The following is a 17095-nucleotide window of genomic DNA, read 5'->3' on the forward strand; positions in this document are numbered from 1 at the left end:
GAATAATCTTCCCCCCGGCAGCGCAAGGACAAAGCGCCGCGGCCTCGTGCGCGGGAAGCGCGGCCCCTAGGCTGGAGCCGACCGTTTCCCCGACTCGAGGATGAATTCATGAAGAAGACGCTGGCGCTCGGTGCGGCCATTCTGGCGCTGATGATCGGGCAGGCCTCCAGTGCCGAGCCGACCAAGATTCTGAATGCGTCTTACGACGTCTCGCGCGAGCTGTTCGCCGCCGTGAACAAGGGCTTCACCGAGGCCTACAAGGCGGCCGAGGGCAAGGACGTGACGGTCGACCAGTCGCATGCCGGCTCCTCCAAGCAGGCCCGCGCGATCCTCGAAGGTCTGGAGGCCGACGTCGTGACCTTCAACCAGGTGACGGACGTCGAGGCGCTGGTGAAGGGCGGCTTCGTGGAGAAGGGCTGGCAGGCCGAGCTTCCGAACGACGCTTCGCCCTACTATTCGCTGCCCGCCTTCCTCGTGCGCGCCGGCAACCCGAAGAACATCCGCAACTGGGACGATCTCGTGCGCGACGACGTGAAGGTCGTCTTCCCCAACCCCAAGACCTCCGGCAACGCGCGCTACACCTATCTCGCCGCCACCGCCTTCGCCCGCGAGGCCTTCGAGGGCGACGAGGAGAAGGTGAAGGCCTTCATCGCCAAGCTCTTCGACAACGTGCCGGTCTTCGACACGGGCGGGCGCGCCGCGACGACGACCTTCGTCGAGCGCGAGATCGGCGACGTGCTCATCACCTTCGAGGCCGAGACGCGCGGCATCGCCAAGGAGTTCGGCGAGGACAAGTTCACCACCGTCGTGCCGCCGGTCAGCCTTCTCGCCGAGTTTCCGGTCGCCGTCGTCGACAAGGTCGCCGATGCCCGGGGCTCGCGTCCCCTCGCCACCGCCTATCTCAACTACCTCTACACGCCGGCCGGCCAGACGATCATCGCCGAGAACGGCAATCGCGTGCGCGACGAGGCGGTCGCCAAGAGCTTCGCGTCGAGCTTCCCCGAGGTGCGGCTCCTGACCGTGGAGGACACGTTCGGCGGCTGGGACAAGGTCCAGGCCGAGCACTTCGCCTCCGGCGGCCTGCTCGACCAGATCTACGGCGACCGCTGAGATCGATCGGGGGCCGGCCCCATTTGCCGGCTTCCCTCCGGGCCGCGATCCTGTAGGACGTCATCAATGATCGAGGGCCGGCCCGCGCCGGCCCTTCCCATGTTCCGGCCCTTCTTATGTCGAGGAGCATCGTTCGCCCGTGTCCCGCCGCGTCCTGCCCGGCCTGAACCTCACGCTCGGCTTCACGCTCCTCTTCGTGTCGGTCGTCGTCCTCCTGCCGCTCGGCGCGCTGGTCTTCAAGGCCGCGAGTCTCGGCTTTGCCGACTATTGGCGCATCGTCTCCTCGCCGCGCGCGGTGGCGAGCTATCGCGTCACCGTCCTTAGCGCGCTTGCGGCCACCGCCTTCAACGCCGTCTTCGGCCTCGCGCTCGCCTTCGTCCTCACGCGCTACCGCTTTCCCGGCCGGCGCCTGCTCGACGCGGTGGTGGACCTGCCCTTCGCCCTGCCGACCGCCGTCGCGGGCATCGCGCTGACAACGCTCTTCGCCTCCAACGGCTGGCTCGGCCAGGCGCTGCAGGCGATCGGCGTGACGGTCGTCTACACGCCGCTCGGCATCGCGGTCGCCATGGTCTTCACCAGCCTGCCCTTCGTGGTGCGGACGGTCCAGCCCGTGCTCGAAGACCTCGATCCGGCGCTCGAGGAGGCCGCGCTCTCGCTCGGCGTCGGCGAGGCCCGCATCTTCCGCAAGATCCTCCTGCCGCTTCTGGCGCCCTCGCTGCTGGCCGGCGTGTCGCTCGCCTTCGCCCGCTCGCTCGGCGAGTTCGGCGCGATCATCTTCATCGCCGGCAACCAGCCGCGCTCCACCGAGATCACCGCGCTTCTCGCCTTCATCCGGCTGGAGGAATACGACTATCCCGCCACCGCCGCGCTCGCTTCGGTCATGCTGATCGCCGCCTTCCTCATGCTCGCGGTCACCGGTTTCCTCCAGTCCCGCGCGCTGCGCTACACGAGGCGCGGCTGATGGCGGCCCGCAGATCCACCCGCGCGCGCATCGGCGAGCGCGGCCCCGTCCGGCGGCTTCTGATCGGCGCGACGGTGCTGCTCGCGCTCCTCGTCCTCGTCGCCCCGCTCGCCGTCATCTTCGCGCAGGCCTTCTCGGCCGGCCTTTCCGCCTTCGGCTCGACCATCGTCCATCCCGACACGCTCCATGCGATCGGCCTGACGCTGCTGACCGCGCTCATCGCCGTTCCCGTGAACACCGCCTTCGGCGTCGCGGCGGCCTGGGCGGTGACGAAGTTCGACTTCCCGCTGAAGCGGCTTCTCGTCATCCTGATCGAGATCCCCTTCTCGGTCTCGCCCATCGTCGCGGGCGTCGCCTATCTCTTCGTCTACGGCCTGCAGGGGCTCTTCGGGCCGGCGCTGCAGGGGGCGGGCGTGCAGGTTCTCTTCGCGCTGCCCGGCATCGTGCTCGCCTCGCTGTTCGTCACCGCGCCCTTCGTCGCGCGCGAGCTGATCCCGCTGATGCAGGCGCAGGGGCGCGATCTGGAGGAGGCCGCGACCTCGCTCGGCGCCGGCGGCTGGCGCACGTTCCGAAAGGTGACGCTGCCCAACATCCGCTGGGCGCTGCTCTACGGCGTGGTGCTCTGCAACGCCCGCGTCATGGGCGAGTTCGGCGCGGTCTCCGTCGTCTCCGGCAACATTCGCGGCCAGACCAACACGCTGCCGCTCCATGTCGAGCTGCTCTACCACGACTACGACACGGCCGGCGCCTTCGCCGCCGCCGCTGTCCTGACCGTCCTTGCCGTCGTCACCCTGTCGCTGAAGGTCTGGCTTGAGGGCCGGGGCGCCGGCCGCCGGCCCTCGCGCCCGGCCTTGATCGACGCGACCATCCCGCCCGGAAAGACCGCCCGATGAACATCCATCTCGACGGCATCCACCGCATCTTCGAGGGCGCGGCCGCGGTGAACGGCGTGACGCTCGACATCGGCTCGGGCAAGCTCGTCGCCCTGCTCGGCCCCTCCGGCTCCGGCAAGACGACGATCCTGAGAATGGTCGCCGGGCTCGACTTCCCCGACAAGGGCTCGATCCGCTTCGGCGAGGAGGATGCGACGAACATCCCCGTCGCCAAGCGCGGCGTCGGCTTCGTCTTCCAGCACTACGCGCTCTTCCCGCATATGACGCTCGCCGAGAACATCGCCTTCGGCATGGAGGCCTTGAAGCCGCGTCGCTCGAAGGCGGAGATCGCCGCGCGGGTCGAGGAGCTTCTCGGCCTCGTGCGCCTGCCCGGCCTCGGCCGGCGCTTTCCCGCGCAGATTTCCGGCGGCCAGCGCCAGCGCGTGGCGCTCGCCCGCGCGCTGGCGGTCGAGCCGCGCGTCCTGCTGCTCGACGAGCCCTTCGGCGCGCTCGACGCGGCCGTCAGGCGGGATCTGCGCCGCTGGCTGCGCGAGATCCACGACGATCTCGGCATCACCACGATCTTCGTGACGCACGACCAGGAGGAGGCGCTCGATCTCGCCGACGAGGTCGTCATCCTCAGCGAGGGCCGCATCGTGCAGTCGGGCACGCCGCGCGAGGTGACGCGCCGTCCGGGTTCGGCCTTCGTGCTGAACTTTCTCGGCGACGCCAACCGCCTGCCCGTCGAGATCCGCGGCGGCGGCGCCTTTCTCGGGCCCCTGAACCTCGCCGCTCCCGGCCTTGCCGATGGTCCCGCCGCCCTCTATGCGCGGCCCCGCGACATCGCCTGGAGCGGCCCGCTCGATCCGAACGGCCTCCCCGCGCGCATCGAGCGCATTCTCGACCGCCCCGACAGCCGCCGTCTCGTCGTCCTCGCGGCCACCGGAGAGACCGTCGAACTCGACGCCACCCCGGACGACGAGTCGCGCCCCGGCGACGCCGGCTCGATCCGCCTCCACCGCTGGCAGATCTTCAAGGACTGACGGCGTTCAGAGTTTGTCGGGGATAAGTGGGAACCGGTTATCCCGAAAAGGCAAACGGTATCATAGGAATCTCGAGTCCGTCTGGTTCAGTATGAACCTGACGAACTCTAGGGACGGGGCGCCGGCGTCGCCGCCTGTTCGAACTCCATCAAAGCTCCCCCGAAATCCTTCGGATGGGCGAAGAGGACGGGAAGCCCGTGGGCCCCGATCGCCGGCTCGCCCGATCCCAGCACCCGCACGCCGCTTTCCGCCAGCGTCCGGCCGGCGTCCCCGATGTCGGCGACCTCGAAGCAGACGTGATGGATGCCGCCCGACGGATTCTTGGCAAGGAAGGCGGCGATCGGCGAGCGCTCGCCCAGCGGATGCAGAAGCTCGATCTTGGTGTTCGGCAGCCGGATGAAGACGACCGTGACGCCATGTTCGGGAAGGTCCTGGGGCGCGGACACGTCCGCGCCCAGCCGCTCGTAGAGCGCGATGGCCGCCGCAAGGTCGGGGACGGCGATGGCGATGTGATTGACGGGTCCGAGCATCGTCGCCTCACCAGTTCCGCAGCTTGCCCTGCATCAGATCGAGAACCGCGCGGCCGGCTTCCATGACGTTGGTTCCGGGTCCGAAGACGGCGGCGACGCCGTGGTCGAGAAGGAACTGGTAGTCCTGGCGCGGCACGACGCCGCCGCAGACGACGATGACCTCGCCGCCGCCCCTGGCCTTCAGCGCCTCGATCAGCTGCGGCAGAAGCGTCTTGTGCCCGGCCGCCAGCGACGAGACGCCGACGACGTGGACCTTCGCCGCGAGCGCCATCTCGGCCGCCTCGTCCGGCGTCTGGAAGAGCGGCCCGGTCAGAACGTCGAAGCCCATGTCCCCGAAGGCCGAGGCGATGATCTTGGCGCCGCGGTCGTGGCCGTCCTGGCCGAGCTTGGCGACCATGATCTTCGGCTTGCGGCCGATCGACTGCGCGACGCTCGCCAGCCTTGCGGAGAGGACGGCCAGTTCCGGCTCGTCCTTGTAGGCCTCGCCGTAGATGTCGCTGACGACCTCGGGCACGGCCGTGTGGTCGCCGAAGACGGCGCGCAGGGCGTCGGAAATCTCGCCGACCGTGGCGCGGGCGCGGGCGGCGGCGACGGCGGCGTCGAGCATATTGCCGGTTCCGGTGCGGGCGGCGTCCTCCAGGGCCCGAAGCGCCTCCGCGACCTCGCTCGCGCTGCGCCGCCGCCGCGTCTCCTCGATCCGCCGGATCTGCGAGCTGCGCACCGCCGCGTTGTCGATGTCGAGAATGTCGATCGCGTCCTCGGTCTCGAGCCGGTACTTGTTGACGCCGACGATAACCTCCTCGCCCTTGTCCACGGCGGCCTGCCGGCGGGTCGCGGCCTCTTCGATCAGGCGCTTGGGCAGGCCCTCGGCCACGGCCTTCGTCATGCCGCCGCGCGCCTCCACCTCTTCCATCAGCGCCCAGGCCTTGTCGGCCAGATCCGCCGTCAGGCTCTCGACATAGTAGGAGCCCGCCAGCGGATCGACGACGCGGGTGACGCCGGTCTCGTGCTGCAGGATCAGCTGGGTGTTGCGGGCGATGCGCGAGGAGAACTCCGTCGGCAGGGCGATCGCCTCGTCGAAGGAATTGGTGTGCAGCGATTGCGTGCCGCCGAGCACGGCGGACATGGCCTCGAAGGCGGTTCGGATGATGTTGTTGTAGGGGTCCTGTTCCTGCAGCGAGACGCCGGAGGTCTGGCAATGGGTCCGCAGCATCAGCGAGGACTGCTTCTTCGGCGCGAACTCCTCCATGATCCGCGTCCAGAGGAGCCGGGCCGCGCGGAGCTTCGCCGCCTCCATGAAGAAGTTCATGCCGATGGCGAAGAAGAAGGAGAGCCGGCCGGCGAAGTCGTCGACGTTGAGGCCCTTGGCGATGGCGGCGCGCACGTATTCGCGGCCGTCGGCGAGCGTGAAGGCCAGTTCCTGCACCAGCGTCGCCCCGGCTTCCTGCATGTGATAGCCGGAAATCGAGATGGAGTTGAACTTCGGCATCTCGCGCGCGGTGTAGTCGATGATGTCCGCGATGATCCGCATGGAAGGTTCCGGCGGGTAGATGTACGTGTTGCGGACCATGAACTCCTTGAGGATGTCGTTCTGGATCGTGCCGGACAGCGCGGCGCGCGGCACGCCCTGTTCCTCGCCCGCGACGATGAAGGCGGCGAGGATCGGAACGACCGCGCCGTTCATGGTCATCGAGACCGAGATCCTGTCGAGCGGAATGCCGTCGAAGAGGATCTTCATGTCCTCGACCGAGTCGATCGCCACGCCCGCCTTGCCGACATCGCCCTCGACGCGCGGATGGTCGGAATCGTAGCCGCGATGGGTGGCGAGGTCGAAGGCGACGGAGACGCCCTGCTGCCCGCCCGCCAGCGCCTTACGGTAAAAAGCGTTCGACGCCTCCGCCGTCGAGAATCCGGCATATTGCCGGATCGTCCAGGGCCGGCCGGCATACATGGTGGCGCGCGGGCCCCGGGTGAACGGGGCGAAGCCCGGCAGCGAGCCGAGATGGCCGGCCGCTTCGAGATCGGCCTCGGTGTAGAGCGGCTTGACGGCGATGCCCTCGGGCGTCTGCCATGTCAGCGCATCGGGCGGGGACTTCACCTCGCGCTCGGCCAGCGCCGCCCAGTCGGAAAGCGTCTTGTCCCCCGCCATCACTCGAACGCCATGATGAGTTCGTCCACCGCAAGGCTCTGGCCGGCCGCGACCGCGATGTGCTTCACGGTGCCCCGCCGCTCCGCCCGCAACGTGTTCTCCATCTTCATCGCCTCCACCGTCGCGAGCGCCTGGCCGGCCTCCACCGTCTGACCCTCGGCGACGGCGATGGCGGTGATGATGCCGGGCATCGGGCAGAGCAGCAACTTCGACGTATCCGGCGGGACCTTCTTCGGCATGAGCCGGGCAAGCTCGGCGACGCGCGGGCTGCGCACATGGGCGCGGACATCCATGCCGCGCCAGCGCAGGCGGATGACGGCGCCGGAAAGGTCGATCTTCACGCCCATCGCCGTGCCGTCGACCAGGAAGTCGGCATGGCTGCTTCCGGGCCGCCAGTCCGTCGCGACCGTCAGCGCCGTCCCGTCCGACAGAGCGACCCTTGCGCCGTCCGGGGTGGTCTCGATCGCAGCGGTCTCGTCGTGGCCGGCGAAGGTGACGACCCAGTCCCGGCCGATGACCCGGCGGTGGTTGCCGATCGTGCCGGAAATCTGCGCGGCGCGTTCCTGCAGCGTATGGTGCACGAAGGCGGCGACCGCCGTCAGCCGGCGCACCGATGCGGGATCGGGCTCGACGCCGTGGAAGCCGTCCGGAAACTCCTCGGCGATGAAGGCCGTGGTGATCCGGCCTTCGCGAAAGCGCTCGTGCTGCATGACGGCGGAGAGGAAGGGTAGGTTGTGGCCGATGCCCTCGACCTCGAAACCGTCGAGCGCGGCGGACATGGCGTCGATCGCCGCCAGCCGGTCCGGGGCCCAGGTGCAGAGCTTCGCTACCATCGGATCGTAGTACATCGAGATCTCGCCGCCCTCGAAGACGCCGGTGTCGTTGCGCACGATCGTGCCGTCCGGCCGCCGCCCCTCCGTCGGCGGGCGATAGCGCGAGAGGCGGCCGATCGAGGGCAGGAAGTTGCGGTAGGGGTCTTCGGCATAGAGCCGGCTTTCGATGGCCCAGCCGTCGATGCGCACGTCGGACTGGGCGAAGGCCAGCGCCTCGCCGGCCGCGACGCGGATCATCTGCTCGACGAGGTCGATGCCCGTGATCAGCTCCGTCACGGGATGCTCGACCTGGAGGCGGGTGTTCATCTCCAGAAAGTAGAAGTTGCGGTTGCCGTCCACGATGAACTCGACGGTGCCGGCCGAATGGTAGCCGACGGCCTTGGACAGCGCGACCGCCTGCTCGCCCATGGCGCGGCGCGTCGCCTCGTCGAGAAAGGGCGAGGGGGCCTCCTCGATGACCTTCTGGTTTCGCCGCTGGATCGAGCATTCGCGCTCGTTCAGGTAGAGGACGGTGCCATGCTTGTCGCCGAGCACCTGGATCTCGATATGGCGCGGCTGGGTGACGAACTTCTCGATGAAGATGCGGTCGTCGCCGAAGGAGGACTTGGCCTCGTTGCGGGAGGCCTGGAAGCCCTCGCGGGCCTCTTCGTCGCTCCAGGCGATGCGCATGCCCTTGCCGCCGCCGCCGGCCGAGGCCTTGATCATCACGGGATAGCCGATCTCGGCCGAGATCCGCGCGGCCTCGTCGGCATCCTCGATCAGGCCCATATGGCCGGGCACGGTGGAGACGCCGGCTTCCGCGGCGAGCTTCTTGGAGGTGATCTTGTCGCCCATCGCCTGGATCGCGCGGACGGGCGGGCCGATGAAGGCGACGCCCTCTTTCTCCAGCGCCTGCGCGAAGGCGGCGTTTTCCGACAGGAAGCCGTAGCCCGGATGAACCGCGTCGGCCCCGGTCTGACGGATGGCGTCGAGAAGGGCGTCGATGACGATATAGGACTGGTTCGACGGCGCCGGCCCGATCCGCACGGCCTCGTCGGCCATCTTCACATGCAGCGCCTCGGCATCGGCGTCGGAATAGACCGCGACGGTGGCGATGCCCATCTTCTTCGCCGTCTTGATGACCCGGCAGGCGATCTCGCCACGGTTCGCGATCAGAATTTTATGAAACATGGAAGATCCAACGATTGTCGCGCATGTGACGATGTGTGGACGAGGTCATCGGGCAGAGACGGAAGGCCCGAGGAGCGCCGGCGGCCGAGGAGAGGAAGGCCCGGCCGGCCGGTCGCAGCGGGCCGGACGGTCACAACGGGATCGTGTCGTGCTTGCGCCACCGCACGTCCGTCTGCTTGTTGCGAAGCGAGGCGAAGGCGCGGGCGATGCGGCGGCGCGAGGAGTGGGGCATGATCACCTCGTCGATGAAGCCGCGTTCGGCGGCGACGAAGGGATTGGCGAACCGCTCCTCGTATTCGCGCGTGCGCTCGGCGATCTTCTCGGGATCGCCGAGCTCCGAGCGGTAGAGGATCTCGGTCGCCCCCTTGGCGCCCATGACCGCGATCTCGGCGGTCGGCCAGGCATAGTTGACGTCGGCCCCGATATGCTTGGACGCCATGACGTCGTAGGCGCCGCCATAGGCCTTGCGCGTGATCAGCGTGACCATGGGAACGGTCGCCTGGCCATAGGCGAAGAGAAGCTTCGCCCCGTGCTTGATCACGCCGCCATATTCCTGCGACGTGCCGGGCAGGAAGCCGGGAACGTCGACCAGCGTCAGAATCGGAATGTTGAAGGCGTCGCAGAAGCGGACGAACCGGGCCGCCTTGCGCGCGGAATCGATGTCGAGACAGCCGGCCAGAACCATCGGCTGATTGGCGACGACGCCGACCGACTGGCCCTCGATGCGAACGAAGCCGGTCAGGATGTTCTTGGCGAAGGCCTCTTGGATCTCGAAGAAGTCGCCCTCGTCGGCGATCGCGAGGATCAGTTCCTTCATGTCGTAGGGCTTGGCGGAGGAATCGGGGATCAGCGTGTCCAGCCGCATGTCGATCCGGGCGGGATCGTCGTGGAACGGGCGGACGGGCGGCTTCTCGCGGTTGTTCAGCGGCAGGAAGTCGAAGAGCAGCCGCACCTGCTCCAGGGTCTCCACGTCGTTTTCGTAGGCCCCGTCCGCGACGGAAGACTTGGTCGTGTGCGTCCGCGCGCCGCCCAGTTCCTCGGCGGTGACGATCTCGTTCGTCACGGTCTTCACGACGTCGGGGCCGGTGACGAACATGTAGGAACTGTCGCGGACCATGAAGATGAAGTCGGTCATCGCCGGCGAATAGACCGCGCCGCCCGCGCAGGGGCCCATGATGACCGAGATCTGCGGGATGACACCGGACGCATCCACGTTCTTCTTGAAGACGTCGGCATAGCCCGCCAGCGAGGCGACGCCTTCCTGGATGCGCGCGCCGCCGGAATCGTTGAGGCCGATCACCGGCGCTCCGTTGCGCACCGCCATGTCCATGATCTTGCAGATCTTCTGCGCGTGCGTTTCCGAGAGGGAGCCGCCGAGGACGGTGAAGTCCTGCGAGAAGACATAGACCTGCCGTCCGTTGATCGTACCCCAGCCGGTGACGACGCCGTCGCCCGCGATCTTCTGGCCGGCCATGCCGAAATCGACCGCGCGGTGGGTCACGTACATGTCGTATTCTTCGAACGAGCCCTCGTCGAGGAGAACCTCGATCCGCTCGCGCGCGGTCAGCTTGCCCTTGCCGTGCTGGGCGTCGATGCGCTTGCGACCACCGCCGAGGCGCGCTTCGGCCCGTCTCGTATCCAGCTGCTCAAGAACGGATCGCATGCCATTTCCACTTCAGGGGCGGTCGCTGTCGGCCTCGCTTGTAGCGTCTGTCCGGCGTTCACAAAACGCTTGATCGTGCGTGCATGAGTAAACTATAAATTGCAAACTCGATTTGCGAATTTGCGAACATGGCGATCGGAAAGCTCTTCATCGGCCGCAAGGTCCGCGAACTCCGGGACGCCCACAAGGCGACCCAGGCCCAGTTCGCCGAACGCATCGGCATCTCCACGAGCTACCTGAACCAGATCGAGAACAACCAGCGGCCGGTGTCCGCCGCCGTTCTTGTCGCGCTGGCCGACAAGTTCCAGATCAACATGAGCGAGCTCTCCTCCGGCGAGGGAGACCGGCTTCTCTCGGCCCTCACCGAGGCGCTGGCGGACCCTCTGTTCGAGAACCTCGCGCTCAACGTCCAGGAGCTGAAGCTCGTCACCCAGAGCGCGCCCAATCTCGCGCGCGCCTTCATCCGCGCCCATCAGGGCTACAAGCGAAACAGCGAGCAGCTCGTCGGGCTCAGCGACAGCCTCGGCCGCTCCGCCTCCCTGGCCGAGACGACGCCCTACGAGGAGGTGCGGGACTTCTTCCACTTCGTCGACAACTACCTCCACGCGCTCGACGTGGAGGCGGAGCGGCTGGCGGGCGAACTGGGCCTGGGGGAGGGCGACAGCCATGCGGCCCTGTCCGGCTTCCTGAAGGCGCGGCACGGCATCGAGGTGAAGCGCGCCGAGCCCGACAAGGATCGGCTCCGGCACTTCGACCGATCCTGCGGAACGCTCTTCATCAATCGCTACGCGCCGGCCTCGACGCGCGATTTCCAGATCGCCCTCCAGGTCGCCCAACTCCACGCCCACGCCCTCATCGACACCATCGCACGCGACGCCAATTTCCGGACGGCCGAGGCGATGGAGATCTGCAAGATCGGCCTGCAGAACTACTTCGCCGGCGCTCTGCTTCTGCCCTATGGCGAGTTCCTGTCGGCGGCGAGCGGCCTGCGCCACGATCTCGACCTCCTCGCCGCCCGCTTCGGCGCCAGCCTGGAGCAGGTCTGCCACCGGCTAAGCACCCTGCAGCGCCCCGGAAACAAGGGCGTGCCGGTGTTCTTCGCGCGCATCGACCGCGCCGGCAACATCACCAAGCGGCACAGCTCGACCAAGCTGCAATTTGCCAGATTCGGCGCGGCCTGCCCTTTGTGGAACGTTCACGAGGCCTTCGAGGCGCAGGGGCGGATCATCCGGCAGCTGGCCGAGACGCCCGACGGCGTGCGCTATCTCTGCCTCGCCACGCAGATCACCAAGTCCGGCATGGGCTATCACAGCCCGCAGCCGCGCTACGCCATCGCCTTCGGCTGCGAGATTTCCTATGCCGATGCCTTCGTGCAGGCCGACGATCTCGACCTCTCCGCCAAGGCCAACTTCTCCCCGATCGGCATTTCCTGCCGGATCTGCGAGCGCGCCAATTGCCCGCAGCGCGCGGTTCCCCCGCTGATGCGCAGACTGCAGGTCGATCACGACACGAGAACCGCTCTGCCCTACACGGTCGGCGAGGCCTGATCGCCCGAGTCGGAATGCGGCGGCGGTGCGGTCTCTCCCGACGTCTCCGTGAGGGATGGCCACCTTTCGAGGGATGGGGCGGCAATTCCTGCCGCCCGTTAATTTATGTTTATCAATGATCTAACGGAAATCTCGCGACGACGCGGGCGCCTGGCTTGCACGCTTAGCCGTACTCGTATACAAGCATGCAAGACGGGAATCGGATTTGGGAGGACGCATCCGGTCATGCTCGAAAGAAGCTCAACCACCATTTCGGTGCTGGCGCCGAACGATCTCGTCGTTCGGTCCGGGGACAGGCTTGTCGAGCCGGGTCCGGGCGAGGTCTCGATCCGCGTCCGCCGCGCCGGCATCTGCGGTTCCGACATCCACATCCTGCACGGCTCGAACCCGTTCGCCGTCTATCCGCGCATCATCGGCCATGAGTTCGCCGGCACGATCGAGGCGCTCGGCGAGGGCGTGTCGGGCTTGGCGATCGGCGATCCCGTCGTGGCCGACCCCGTTGTCGCCTGCGGCCATTGCTATCCCTGCCGCATCGGGCGGTCGAACGTCTGCGCGCATCTCCAGGTGATCGGCGTGCATCGCGACGGCGGGTTCCGTTCGGTCGCCGTCGTGCCGGCCGCGAATGCCGTCAAGGTCTCGTCCGCGATCGGTCTCGATGTCGCCGCTCTCGCCGAGCCGCTCGCGGTTGCCGCCAACGTCCTCTCCCGGACGGCCGCCACCGCCGAGGACGTGATCCTCGTCTACGGCGCGGGCACCGTCGGCGTGACCGTGCTTCAGGTCGCCAAGATGCGCGGCGCGCGCTGCATCGTCGTCGATATCGACGGGGACCGGCTGGAGCGCGCCAAGACCTTCGGCGCCGACCTCGTCATCAATTCGCGCGAGCGCTCCGTCCCCGAGGCCGTCGCCGGCGAGCTGGACGGCCTCGGCCCGTCCGTCGTCATCGACGGCGCCGGCGTTCCGGCGCTTCTGGAAGAGGCCTGCCGCGTCGCCGCACCCGCCGGCCGCATCGGCCTGCTCGGCTTCTCGCCGGGGCCCTGCAATGTCAGCCAGCAGGAGATCGTGCGCAAGGAGCTGACCCTCGTCGGCTCGCGCCTCAACCGGCGGTTCATTCCCGAGGTCATCGGCTGGCTGGAAAGCGGCGCTCTGAAGCCCGAGGCCATGATCACGCAGACCTTTGCCGCGACCGACGCGAAGGCGGCCTTCGCCTTCGTGGAGGAGCATCCCGAGCAAGTTCTGAAGGTGCAGCTCGCCTTCGACGCCTGATCCTTCCCCGGAAGGATGAGATGAAGTCCGGCCCCGCGGGGCCCGGCTTCCCCTGATTGTTCGAGACGGCGACGAAGCCGGACCCGGGGTCGCCGAAGGCGCGGCCGCCGGACCCTTGCCCGCGCCCGCCGCTCGGCACCGGAAACGAGACGCCGCGGTGAAGACCCGGCTCTCTCGCAAGACCGCTTCGGCCGGGCCGGAGCGCAACGTTCACTTTGTCATCGTCACTTTGGGAGGAAGATCATGTCCATCAAGCGCACGGTTCTCGGAATTCTCGGCGGCCTCGCCATCGCCGTATCCATGGCGACGCCGACGCTCGCCGAAAACGGCGCGGTCCTGCAGGACGTCCTGTCGCGCGGCACGCTTCGCGTCGCCGTTCTCGGCAGCCTGCCGCCCTACAGCAAGGTCGGCCCGAGCGGCGAGCCCGAGGGCTACGACATCGAGATCGCCAAGAAGCTGGCGGCGGCGCTGAAGGTCGAGCCGGAATTCGTCATCACCGACATTCCGAGCCGCGTGACCTCGCTGCAGACCGGCAAGGTCGACGTCGCCATCGCCGATTTCACGCGCAACGTGGAGCGCTCCACCTCGGTAGGCTTCTCCAACCCCTACGTCGTGACGAACATGCGTCTCCTTCTGCCGCAGGAGAGCCCGCACCAGACGATCGAGGCGGCGAACGAGGCGGGCATCCGCGTCGCCATCTCCCGCGGCGGCACGGCCGAGCGCGCGGTTCCCGCCCGCATGCCCAATGCCCAGATCGTTCGCTTCAACACGCAGGCCGACGAGCTGAGCGCGCTCCTGTCCGGCCAGGTGGATGCCATCGCCGAGGACGAGTTCTACAACCAGAAGGCCATTGCCGATAATGCCGGCAAGCTGCGCCAGGCCGAGGGCTCGCTCGCCCGCGCCGAGATCGCCATCGGCGTTCCGGCCGGCGACGCCGACTGGCTGCGCGTCGTCAACCTCTTCGTCGATCAGCTGAACGCCAGCGGCGACAACGCCAAGCTCTTCCAGGAGTGGTTCGGCATCGAGCAGCCCTCGCTCCAGGCCCGCTACTAACCCGTTCCTCCCGCGATCAGACCGCACGGGCGGCTGCGGCCGCCCCTGCTCTCCGGAGGATCGGTCTCATGTATACGTTCCAGTTTCGCAGCATCTACGAATACATTCCCCTTCTTTGGGAAGCCGCGCGGATCACGCTGTCCCTGTCGGTGACGGCGATCGTCCTCAGTCTCGCTCTCGGCTGCATTCTGGCCGTGATGCGTCGCAGCGCGAACCCCTTCGCTCGCGGGATCTCGCTGGCCTATATCGAGGTGATGCGGAACACGCCGCTCCTCGTGATCCTCTACCTCGTCTATTTCGGCCTTCCCGCGACGGGGCTGCGCCTGTCGTCCTACACCGCTGCCTTGATCGGGCTGACGCTGAACAGCGCGGGATACATGGCCGAGATCGTGCGCTCCGGCCTCGTGGCCGTCGCCAAGGGACAGTTCGAATCGGCGCGCGCCCAAGGGTTCACGCCGGTCCAGCTCTACCGGCACATCGTGATGCCGCAGGTGTTCCGCACGATCTACATCTCGCTCGGAAACCAGTTCATCTCCGTGATCCTCGCCTCCTCGCTCGCATCGACCATCGCGGTGGAGGACGTGGCGTCCTGGATGCAGACCACCGGTTCCATTTCCTTCCGCTTCTTCGAGACGTTCCTGATCGCCGCCCTCGTCTATCTGGTCCTCTGCCAGATCGTGAACCTCCTGCGGCTGGGTGTCGGGTACTGGCTCTTCGCAGATCAAAGGGCCCGTCGATGATCGAGACCTGGCTTCCCTATCTACCGCTCTTCCTCAAGGCGGCGGGCCTCACCATCTGGCTGTCCTGGCTCGCCCTGATGATCGGCGCGGTCGCCGGCACGCTGGTCGCCTTCGGCCGCATGTCCAAGTGGTGGCCCTTGCGCCTCCTGTCGCTCGTCTTCACCGAACTCTTCCGGTCGATCCCGATCCTGATCGTCCTCTTCTTCGCCTATTTCGGCCTGCCGCTCGTCGCCGGCTTCGACGTCTCGACTTTCCTCGCCGCGACGCTCGCCCTCTCTCTCCATGCCACCGCGACGATGTCGGAGGTCATTCGGGCCGGCATCGCCAGCGTCGGCAAGGGCCAGTGGGAATCGGCCAGGGCCTCCGGCATGACCTATGCCCAGACCATGCGCCACGTGGTCGGCCCCCAGGCCCTCCAGGTGATCCTGCCGCCCTCGGTCGGCGTCTACATCACGACCATCAAGGAATCCTCGCTCGCCTCGATCATCGGCTATGTCGAACTGACCAAGACGGGCCTTCTCATCCGCGAAAGTGAAGGCGGCGGCTTCGTGCCTCTCCTGATCCTCGCGTTCCTCTACTTCCTCATCAATTACGGCATCTCGCTCGTGGGGGCCTATTTCGAGCGGCGCACCAGCGTCTCGACGAAGCTGATGATTGCAGGAGCAGGTCAATGACCCAGCCGATCCTCCAGTTCGACAAGATCACCAAGCGCTACGGCCAGCGAACGATCTTCAACGAGATTTCCCTGGACGTGCGCCCCGGCGAGATCATCTGCTTCATCGGCCCGTCCGGCACCGGCAAGTCCACCCTGCTGCGCTGCGTCAACGGCCTGGAGAGCATCCAGGGCGGCGAGATCCGGTTCGAGAACAAGCCGGTCCTGGCCGCCGACCGGAGCATCATCGACGTGCGCCGGCGCATCGGGATGATCTTCCAGAGCTTCAATCTCTATCCGCACATGACGGCGCTGGAGAACGTGGTCCTGGCCTCGGTCGTCGTCCACAAGGAGAAGCGCAAGGTGGCGGAGGAGCGGGCCCGCGCCCTCTTCGAGAAGGTCCGCCTGACCCATCGCATCAACGCCTATCCGGCCGAGCTGTCCGGCGGCGAGCAGCAGCGCGTGGCGATCGCCCGCGCCCTCTGCGCCGAGCCGCACATCCTCCTCTTCGACGAGCCGACCTCGGCCCTCGACCCGGAGACCGTCGGCGAGGTTCTGACCGTCATGCGCGATCTGGCGCAGGAGGGGCGCACCATGCTCCTCGTCACGCACGAGATTCGCTTTGCGGCGGATGTCGGAACGCGCATGATCTTCATGGACGGCGGCAAGATCGTCGAGGACGCCCCGCCTCGCGAGATGATCGCCAACCCCAAGAGCGAGCGGGCACGCCAGTTCCTCAGCACGATCACCGCCGGAGCGCACTGACCGTCATGTCCATGCCGACGCCCCTCAGCCAGACCAGAATGGGCGTGAAGGAGCTTCACGATTCGCTCTACATGCGAATTCTGACGGGCAAGCTGAGGCCGGGGGCGGTGCTCTCGGAAAGCCGGGTGGCCAAGGAGGCCGGCGTCAGCCGGACGCCGGTGCGGCAGGTCTTCCAGAAGCTCGCGGATGCGGGCTTCCTGATCATCATTCCGCAGGTCGGAACCTATGTCGCGCCGATCTCGATGGGCTCGGTGCGCGACGCCCAGTTCGTCCGGGAAAGCCTGGAATGCAGCGCGGTGGCACGGGCGGCCTCCTCGACGCGCAGCGACAAGGAACAGCTTCTCCATCCTCTTCTGGAGGAGCAGCAGCGGTTGATCAGGAGGAAGGACCATGTCGGCTTCTTCCTCTCCGACGAGACGATGCATCGGCGGCTGATGGAGATCGCCGGTCATCCCCATGTCTGGGACGTGATCGCGTCGGCCAAGGTCTCGCTCGACCGGCTCCGCTACATTTCCCTGGAGCGCTCGGTCTGGCTGGACATGATCTTCCGCCAGCACGAGGACCTCGTGGGGCGGGTCGTCGGCGGCGATCCGACCGGCGCGGTCGAGGTGATGCAGGCCCATCTGCGCACCGCCTTCGCCGCGGTCGACCAGATCGCGGCCGACAATGCCGACTTCTTCGTGGAAGCGCCGGACGCCGACATCGCGCCCTGAAGGCCGCGGATCGAGCACCGAGCCGGATACC

15 protein-coding genes are annotated in these 17095 nt (G+C 67.4%); 11 read left to right on the plus strand and 4 right to left on the minus strand.

The genetic code is table 11. The annotated features are described in order from the left end of the window. Positions 1–108 precede the first annotated feature (108 nt). The 4 genes from cysP (at position 109) to ASG62_RS20220 (ending at position 3986) form a co-directional block, all read left to right on the plus strand. Positions 109–1110 (plus strand): thiosulfate ABC transporter substrate-binding protein CysP, encoded by a 1002-nt coding sequence (gene cysP / locus ASG62_RS20205; RefSeq protein ID WP_056696522.1) that lies wholly within the window; start codon positions 109–111, stop codon positions 1108–1110. A 139-nt stretch (positions 1111–1249) separates the two neighbouring features. After that, the gene (gene cysT / locus ASG62_RS20210; RefSeq protein ID WP_056696520.1) at positions 1250–2071 is read left to right on the plus strand and encodes a sulfate ABC transporter permease subunit CysT; all 822 of its coding nucleotides are present in this window, start codon (positions 1250–1252) and stop codon (positions 2069–2071) included. Further along, positions 2071–2964 (plus strand): sulfate ABC transporter permease subunit CysW, encoded by an 894-nt coding sequence (gene cysW, locus ASG62_RS20215; RefSeq protein WP_056696519.1) that lies wholly within the window; start codon positions 2071–2073, stop codon positions 2962–2964. Before cysT ends, cysW begins: the two co-directional genes overlap by 1 nt. Next, complete coding sequence (locus tag ASG62_RS20220) at positions 2961–3986, plus strand: sulfate/molybdate ABC transporter ATP-binding protein (protein WP_056696517.1); 1026 nt, start codon at positions 2961–2963, stop codon at positions 3984–3986. The genes cysW and ASG62_RS20220 overlap by 4 nt, the downstream gene beginning before the upstream one ends. Positions 3987–4093: 107 nt before the next feature. Here the strand turns inward: ASG62_RS20220 and mce are convergent, their stop codons facing one another. The 4 genes from mce to ASG62_RS20240 all read right to left on the minus strand — a co-directional run bounded on the left by mce (position 4094) and on the right by ASG62_RS20240 (position 10331). After that, positions 4094–4516: a methylmalonyl-CoA epimerase gene (gene mce, locus ASG62_RS20225; RefSeq protein WP_056696515.1), complete on the minus strand. Its 423-nt coding sequence runs from the start codon at positions 4514–4516 to the stop codon at positions 4094–4096. Between the two features lie 7 nt (positions 4517–4523). Next, on the minus strand, positions 4524–6665 hold the full coding sequence (gene scpA, locus ASG62_RS20230; RefSeq protein WP_056696513.1) for a methylmalonyl-CoA mutase: 2142 nt from the start codon (positions 6663–6665) through the stop codon (positions 4524–4526). Then, positions 6665–8668 carry an acetyl/propionyl/methylcrotonyl-CoA carboxylase subunit alpha gene (locus ASG62_RS20235; protein WP_056696511.1) on the minus strand — a complete coding sequence of 668 codons (2004 nt, stop codon included), beginning with the start codon at positions 8666–8668 and terminating at the stop codon, positions 6665–6667. The genes scpA and ASG62_RS20235 overlap by 1 nt, the downstream gene beginning before the upstream one ends. 130 nt (positions 8669–8798) lie before the next feature. After that, positions 8799–10331: an acyl-CoA carboxylase subunit beta gene (locus tag ASG62_RS20240; RefSeq protein WP_056696509.1), complete on the minus strand. Its 1533-nt coding sequence runs from the start codon at positions 10329–10331 to the stop codon at positions 8799–8801. A 128-nt stretch (positions 10332–10459) separates the two neighbouring features. Between ASG62_RS20240 and ASG62_RS20245 the strand changes: the two genes are divergently transcribed. The 7 genes from ASG62_RS20245 (at position 10460) to ASG62_RS20275 (ending at position 17064) form a co-directional block, all read left to right on the plus strand. Next, on the plus strand, positions 10460–11878 hold the full coding sequence (locus tag ASG62_RS20245; RefSeq protein WP_056696507.1) for a helix-turn-helix domain-containing protein: 1419 nt from the start codon (positions 10460–10462) through the stop codon (positions 11876–11878). 225 nt (positions 11879–12103) lie between these two features. After that, positions 12104–13141 carry a Zn-dependent oxidoreductase gene (locus ASG62_RS20250; protein WP_056696505.1) on the plus strand — a complete coding sequence of 346 codons (1038 nt, stop codon included), beginning with the start codon at positions 12104–12106 and terminating at the stop codon, positions 13139–13141. 243 nt (positions 13142–13384) lie between these two features. Continuing rightward, positions 13385–14194 (plus strand): transporter substrate-binding domain-containing protein, encoded by an 810-nt coding sequence (locus ASG62_RS20255; protein ID WP_056696503.1) that lies wholly within the window; start codon positions 13385–13387, stop codon positions 14192–14194. Positions 14195–14262: 68 nt separating this feature from the next. Beyond that, entirely contained in the window at positions 14263–14934 is a 672-nt protein-coding gene (locus ASG62_RS20260) for an amino acid ABC transporter permease (RefSeq protein ID WP_056696500.1), read from the plus strand. Beyond that, positions 14931–15608, plus strand: coding sequence for an amino acid ABC transporter permease (locus tag ASG62_RS20265; RefSeq protein WP_056696499.1), 678 nt, complete (start codon positions 14931–14933; stop codon positions 15606–15608). Before ASG62_RS20260 ends, ASG62_RS20265 begins: the two co-directional genes overlap by 4 nt. Continuing rightward, positions 15605–16351: an amino acid ABC transporter ATP-binding protein gene (locus tag ASG62_RS20270; RefSeq protein WP_056696497.1), complete on the plus strand. Its 747-nt coding sequence runs from the start codon at positions 15605–15607 to the stop codon at positions 16349–16351. The genes ASG62_RS20265 and ASG62_RS20270 overlap by 4 nt, the downstream gene beginning before the upstream one ends. A gap of 11 nt (positions 16352–16362) precedes the next feature. Next, the gene (locus ASG62_RS20275) at positions 16363–17064 is read left to right on the plus strand and encodes a GntR family transcriptional regulator (RefSeq protein ID WP_056696798.1); all 702 of its coding nucleotides are present in this window, start codon (positions 16363–16365) and stop codon (positions 17062–17064) included. The last annotated feature ends 31 nt before the right edge of the window (positions 17065–17095 follow it).

Origin of the sequence: Aureimonas sp. Leaf427, from assembly GCF_001425485.1 — a bacterium.
In the GTDB taxonomy this organism is placed as follows: domain Bacteria; phylum Pseudomonadota; class Alphaproteobacteria; order Rhizobiales; family Rhizobiaceae; genus Plantimonas.

Bases quoted from the DNA above. Each gene is read 5' to 3' on its own strand.
- cysP (WP_056696522.1), top strand. From the start codon at position 109: ATGAAGAAGACGCTGGCGCTCGGTGCGGCCATTCTGGCGCTGATGATC.
- ASG62_RS20235 (WP_056696511.1), bottom strand. From the start codon at position 8,668: ATGTTTCATAAAATTCTGATCGCGAACCGTGGCGAGATCGCCTGCCGG.
- ASG62_RS20255 (WP_056696503.1), top strand. From the start codon at position 13,385: ATGTCCATCAAGCGCACGGTTCTCGGAATTCTCGGCGGCCTCGCCATC.
- ASG62_RS20275 (WP_056696798.1), top strand. From the start codon at position 16,363: ATGCCGACGCCCCTCAGCCAGACCAGAATGGGCGTGAAGGAGCTTCAC.
- mce (WP_056696515.1), bottom strand. From the start codon at position 4,516: ATGCTCGGACCCGTCAATCACATCGCCATCGCCGTCCCCGACCTTGCG.
- ASG62_RS20245 (WP_056696507.1), top strand. From the start codon at position 10,460: ATGGCGATCGGAAAGCTCTTCATCGGCCGCAAGGTCCGCGAACTCCGG.
- ASG62_RS20265 (WP_056696499.1), top strand. From the start codon at position 14,931: ATGATCGAGACCTGGCTTCCCTATCTACCGCTCTTCCTCAAGGCGGCG.
- ASG62_RS20240 (WP_056696509.1), bottom strand. From the start codon at position 10,331: ATGCGATCCGTTCTTGAGCAGCTGGATACGAGACGGGCCGAAGCGCGC.
- scpA (WP_056696513.1), bottom strand. From the start codon at position 6,665: ATGGCGGGGGACAAGACGCTTTCCGACTGGGCGGCGCTGGCCGAGCGC.
- ASG62_RS20250 (WP_056696505.1), top strand. From the start codon at position 12,104: ATGCTCGAAAGAAGCTCAACCACCATTTCGGTGCTGGCGCCGAACGAT.
- cysW (WP_056696519.1), top strand. From the start codon at position 2,071: ATGGCGGCCCGCAGATCCACCCGCGCGCGCATCGGCGAGCGCGGCCCC.
- ASG62_RS20220 (WP_056696517.1), top strand. From the start codon at position 2,961: ATGAACATCCATCTCGACGGCATCCACCGCATCTTCGAGGGCGCGGCC.
- ASG62_RS20260 (WP_056696500.1), top strand. From the start codon at position 14,263: ATGTATACGTTCCAGTTTCGCAGCATCTACGAATACATTCCCCTTCTT.
- ASG62_RS20270 (WP_056696497.1), top strand. From the start codon at position 15,605: ATGACCCAGCCGATCCTCCAGTTCGACAAGATCACCAAGCGCTACGGC.